Annotated in this window: 5 protein-coding genes; all 5 read right to left on the bottom strand. The window is 44.5% G+C overall.

What is annotated here, in order from left to right:
- Positions 1-71 precede the first annotated feature (71 nt).
- The gene (locus AB7D94_RS16260) at positions 72-1,199 is read right to left on the bottom strand and encodes a DUF262 domain-containing protein (RefSeq protein WP_420267084.1); all 1,128 of its coding nucleotides are present in this window, start codon (positions 1,197-1,199) and stop codon (positions 72-74) included.
- Between the two features lie 83 nt (positions 1,200-1,282).
- On the bottom strand, positions 1,283-2,056 hold the full coding sequence (locus tag AB7D94_RS16255; protein WP_420267082.1) for a tetratricopeptide repeat protein: 774 nt from the start codon (positions 2,054-2,056) through the stop codon (positions 1,283-1,285).
- A gap of 28 nt (positions 2,057-2,084) precedes the next feature.
- On the bottom strand, positions 2,085-4,004 hold the full coding sequence (locus AB7D94_RS16250) for a BatD family protein (RefSeq protein ID WP_420267081.1): 1,920 nt from the start codon (positions 4,002-4,004) through the stop codon (positions 2,085-2,087).
- A gap of 119 nt (positions 4,005-4,123) precedes the next feature.
- A complete protein-coding gene (locus AB7D94_RS16245; protein ID WP_420267080.1) occupies positions 4,124-4,351 on the bottom strand; it encodes an AbrB/MazE/SpoVT family DNA-binding domain-containing protein in 228 nt (75 codons plus the stop codon).
- Positions 4,352-4,526: 175 nt separating this feature from the next.
- Positions 4,527-5,045 (bottom strand): Uma2 family endonuclease, encoded by a 519-nt coding sequence (locus AB7D94_RS16240; protein WP_420267079.1) that lies wholly within the window; start codon positions 5,043-5,045, stop codon positions 4,527-4,529.
- Between the last annotated feature and the right edge of the window lie 414 nt (positions 5,046-5,459).

Here is a 5,459-nt window from a genome sequence, read left to right as displayed (position 1 = left end):
TAGGGATGCCCTCGCAGGGAAATCAACGGGTGTAGTTATTTAGACGCTTACCTTTATATGAAGTGAGGTTATCATGTTGCAAGCAACTCGTTAAGCATGTTTTTAATGAGTTCGAATCTGGTTTGGACGCTTGATTTCCTGCCCGTTGCCACAGTTACTGATTGATAAAAAACATCGTCATTGAACAGCTCAATAAGTCTCATTTGTAAATTCCCTTTTTTGTTATGCAACAGCATTTGCTGGTCATCGGTAAGCCATGCTAAGTTTATGCTGATTGTGTCGAATACTGGTTTGGAGATTGGGGCGCGTTTATCATATATGTGTTGTCTTTTTCTAAATGCGTCGCTGCCAAAGATTTTATATGAGAGTGCCATCGCTTTTCTAAACGCCTCTTTTATTTTGGCACGCTCATCTTCGGTTGCCTTTGCCAACGCCTCCAGCCCATCGTTAAGGAAATTATCCAGCTCACCCTTATAGTTGACATCGTAACCCAAGATATAAAATGCAACGAAGCGGTTAGCAAATTCCCTATCTTCCATGCGCTTTGAATTAATCAGGTAATCTGTGGCCTGTTTAAACTCCTCTAACCCGGCCAATTCCTCTATAAGTCCTGATGCAATCCCATGATTTAGCGTGTGTCTGATTTCTTGTGCGGTTAGTTCAGTGTTAACCCGTTTAAAAATAAGAAATTTGACATAGGAAGGTGACGGCCTCTCTATTAAATTGAAGTATATTTTTGTGCCGCTTATCCTTCGTTTGTCAGCGTTTGATAAGCTATCATAATTTTTGCCATTATATTTCGTTAAGAACTCAAGCCCGAATAGCTCAAATTCATTATTAATAATAAAATCGTTTAATGTCCATAACATCTGCAATCCATCAACAACCACCCATTTATTAGATTGTGCACAAAAATAAAAAAAGGGCAGGGGCAGTCCCAACAGCAGAGACTCAATGAGCTGGCTCCTTTGTTTCAGGCTCCATAAATCCACTGAGTTCTTTAATTCAGGCGTCAGGTTTATCTGATCATTTTGCAGCTTTTCAATAAGATAGCCAAGGTTTGTGTTTTGATGGTCAACCCTTATCTTATCAGGGTCAAAAGATGTTTCGGGATAACCGGTATCTTCCCGCTCAATCTCCTCAATTCCCTCCGCGTTGTTATTAGTCAATTCATCAGTATGAGTTGTTTCAGCTATCATTGTGTAACGTAGCAAAAAGACGCCCTATTTGTCAATTTGCCCTCTTAACGGTTGAACAATGCCTGTTATTTGCCGCCATACCTTCATATCAGGCCGATGTCGTTTTTCGGCGCCCAGCCCGCCTTGCCGTCCGGCCTTTTTATCTTATACCACTGTGCGTCGGTGTCTATTACTTCAACTTTCATCCCTTCGTACAGGGTGAAAAATACCGTCGCCTTCTCAAATGGTTCGTATCTGGCCTCCACTTTTGCTGCCAACACCACGGACTGCACACCGCTCACCCGTTCATACAATACGTATGACGAGATTATCAATAATACCGTGGCTGCCGATATTGCAACAGTGGAGTATTTTTTTCTTATTCTTTCGTCAATAAATATTCCTGCTGTGAGAACCGCAAATATCATCACATAAAAAAACAATATTAATATCATAAGGGCGTTATTCGTAAACTGGTTATATACCCTGTCTAACTGACGGTTTAACCACGGCCTTGATGTGACGCTTTGCCGATTCTTTATCAAAGATTCGGCAAACTCGTAATTTGCCTTTAAATCGTCGTCAGCGGGTATCAGCCTCTTTGCCTTTTCATAATATAATATCGCATATCCAATGTTGTTCTTTTTTAAGAAACAGTTGCCCATATTATAGTACAGATTTCCGCTTTCATAGCCCTCCTGAATCGGCTTATAATATTCCCTTATGGCCTCGTCGTACTTGCCTTCCACGTAAAACGCCGCCGCCTTTTTAAACGCGTCCTCAGCCGGGTAAGCCTCCACCGGCATTGCCGGCATTGACTGAAATGCGAGGGCGCACAGCACGACCACCGCCATGAATAATTTATTTGTCAGGCTCATCTGTTAAAATCAGTCTCCATTACTTATCCTATAACCGAATACGTTGCATTTGGTCAATAAAGTCCTCAAGGCGTTTGAATGTCGTCTGCATTTCGGGTCCGCCCAGACCGCCGCGGGCGTATCGCGTCATGTCGCACGCCTCGAATATCTCTTTCAGCGTGCCAGTCTGCAGGCCCTTGTCCTCCAGCAGTTTGAATATCTTCTCACCCATTATCTCACCAGGCGGCATGTGAAGTTTATCGCCCAGGTAATCATATATGGTCTTATGAACGGCGTCGTAGAACTCCTTCTCTTTTCCAGCTTCAAGGAAGGCAGCGGCTTCCCTTAACCCCTGCTTTGCCTTTTTGGGTGCCCTGAGGCCCCTTGCGTACTTTACATCTCGGCGCAGGCGGTGGTGCCTCCTTGCGTATATAAGCGCCCCTATGTATAACACAGGCGGTACAAGCAGAAATACTATAAATATGGGATTGCGATAGGGTTCTATCTGTCTGTCAGAGATTCTGACAAGCGCGCCCGGCCTTTCCTTCACGAACACTACGTCTCTTCCGAGAATCTCTTTTTCCACAGGCTTATTTTCCCCTGCCACCTGCGCCGGACCGATTATCTTTGCCCCGCCTGATGTGGCCTCCCCGGTCACCTTTATTGGAAACGGTCCTTTTTTTATTGTCTGATATGCCTTCTTATCAGGATCAAAAAACGAAAAAACTATCTCAGGTATTGACTGAACCGTATTGGCCTGTGGTATGACGGCCTGCTCAAAGGTCTTTGACGTCTTGTTCTGTTTTACCTGTGGTTCATAGTATTTGATGGCAGGGCTGCTCTCTGCTGTGTCCGGGGCTGTGACACTGTTGAAATTACCCCTGCCGGTGACGGTCATCTTCAGCGTAACGGGGTCTCCTGTTTTCACCTCATGCGGCTCTGCGGTGGCGTATAGGTCGAATGAGCCGATTGCGCCCTTATATCCTTTTGGTTTGCCTTCCTCCGGCAGCGGCAGCACCTTCATGGCCATGCCTTCGGATTTCAACTCGACGGCCTCCGCCCTGGCCGAGCTGAAGAAGTTGTTAAAGAAATCGTCGTCAAACGCACCGTGCGGAAAGTTGCCGACGTTTGCCCTGACCATTATGTTGCACTTTAGCGTGGCCGGACCAAGTTTCAGCGAGTTTGAAGCCGAAGCCGCAAAGGCCGTGGTCGTAAACTCAACCGTGTCGTATATCTGCCCGTTTAAGGTCTCTCTTGCCTGGACGGGTTTATCGAAATTGCCTACCGAAAACCCGCTGTCGCCCAACTGTGGAAAGCTCACCTCGCGCACGCTGATGTCCCTGACGTAGAGTTTTACCCTGACGGTGAAGATTTCATTTGCATAGACCGTGGTCTTTGACGGTTTAAGGGTAACAAACACCCTGTCATTTATACCCTTCGCAGCGTCTTTGGACGGTTCATGCCGTCCCTGGGCAGCCGGTGGAGGTGGATTATTATTGTTGGCGGGGGCAGCGCCGGGGCTGTCCACAACGCTGACCGTTATCTCATTCGACGTATATGTCTTGCCGTCGTGGTCGTGTGTAAACGGGCCAATCTTAAAATCACCTGTTTTCATTGGTACAATGAAATAATTATAGGTGACGGAGCTTGACGCAGAGCCATTGATTATAGACATCCTTGTTGCCGAGCCATTGTAGTTAATCGAAAAACCATCCAACTGCGGGGTAGGGGGCTGATGTGCCCCTCTATCGCCATTAAATACCAGACTTAACTGCGCGCCTTCGCCCACTGTCAGGGTAGTCTTGCTGAGGGCTATCTCGAAACTCACGCCAGAGGCCAACGCCGACGAGGCCATTACCGACACTGCAAGCGACAACAATGCCGCGCTTATTGATGGCTTATATAATATCTTATATATGCCCCTGAAACACACGCCGGTATTATAGAACAAAAAGCCGTGTCTTTGCAAAAAGAGCCGCAAGTATTGAAATCTGGATTGCTACATGGCTGATGATGTGTTCAGTCCCCGAAAAATCTATAATTATAAAGACTCATGATAATTATAATTATCATATAGTGATCTCCATATCACTGAGCCAGATTCCTCAAGGCCCTGCTGAATTTATTATTGGTCTTTTCCAGTGCTTCTTCAAAATTTTTACGACGGGCTTCGTCTCTCACGGGAGAAACAATGAGTACCTTCCCATCAGTTGAGATATTCAGAGGTGTCTTGTCGTCAATGTTTAGAATATCAAGCACACCTTTGTCAATTACAAGGGCAAGGCTGTTTCCATGCTTTGTAAGTTTTTTTATCACAATCGGCCTCCTTTTTAGTCATACCATGTAATTACATTGTACAACTTCTTTTTATGTTCGTCAATACGGGGGGCTAATTGGCAGCAATTCTCGGTGAAGGTAAATACAGGACTGGTCTGCCAGTCCGGGAATATAAGTATTATTATAGCGTTTTTTAAGGCTTCCCATAATGTGTTCAGTCCTCGAAAACGTCTTTGACATTGACTTGCAGGCCATCAATTACCTTAGATGTAACCATACCTTCAATCTCCGCTGTGGAGTGTGTCTTATATCTATCGCCTTCAATCGTTAAAATCTCAACTGACTGTAATTCTGGTATGACTATCCAATACTCCGGCACCCTGTATTTTTCATAGATAGCCCTTTTCGCTACCATATCCCTTTTGTAAGTCCCTATTGATATAATTTCACACACCATGTCCGGTACGCCCCGAATCCAGTCCTGAACAATGCCTATATTTTCCTTTCTGACAAACAATATATCGGGCTGAAGCCGGTTTACACCTTCTTCAAAGATTACATCCAGCGGGGACAAATAAACTCTTCCTAATGAACCGGCCGTCTTGATATGACGGCGTATGATATTGTATAGATTGCCGACAATAGCCTGATGTTTACCAAATGGACTATGTCCCATGATCTCCTCTCCGCTGATAATCTCTGTTAAGTCTAAATCTCTTTCAAGCGTTTCCATGGCTATATCCTACCATCAAACATACGGGTTTGTCGATGGCGCATTTTAACCCCCAATCCGATATAGAAAAGAGAAACAAGGAGAATGTGTAGAGACAGATTCCAGACAAGCCGGAATGACGACAAGGCAAGCAGAGTTGAGATAATTTTTTGTCGTGGATACAATTTTTGTCGCGGAGTGAGTCGGCAACCAATAGTTGATCTGCGATATTCTTCATATATTATAAGAAGCTAACGAATGCCTCACGATATACTGCTTACAGCAAACGTTTACTTTAGCTAACATATCTTATTACATATTATTTTACATAAATAAATCCTTGGCTTTATATTATTACTATTGTTCTAATAAAGCACTAATTATGTAAGCGTCTAAATAACTACACCCGTTGATTTCCCTGCGAGGGCATCCCTA

Origin of the sequence: Candidatus Magnetominusculus dajiuhuensis, assembly GCF_046044395.1 — a bacterium.
Lineage (GTDB): Bacteria > Nitrospirota > Thermodesulfovibrionia > Thermodesulfovibrionales > Magnetobacteriaceae > Magnetominusculus > Magnetominusculus dajiuhuensis.
Note: the sequence above shows the minus strand (reverse complement) of the source record. Positions and strands in the feature narration are given on the sequence as shown.

Excerpts from the sequence above, each read along its gene's own strand:
- AB7D94_RS16255 (WP_420267082.1), bottom strand. The coding sequence starts at position 2,056 with ATGAGCCTGACAAATAAATTATTCATGGCGGTGGTCGTGCTGTGCGCC.
- AB7D94_RS16240 (WP_420267079.1), bottom strand. The coding sequence starts at position 5,045 with ATGGAAACGCTTGAAAGAGATTTAGACTTAACAGAGATTATCAGCGGA.
- AB7D94_RS16260 (WP_420267084.1), bottom strand. The coding sequence starts at position 1,199 with ATGATAGCTGAAACAACTCATACTGATGAATTGACTAATAACAACGCG.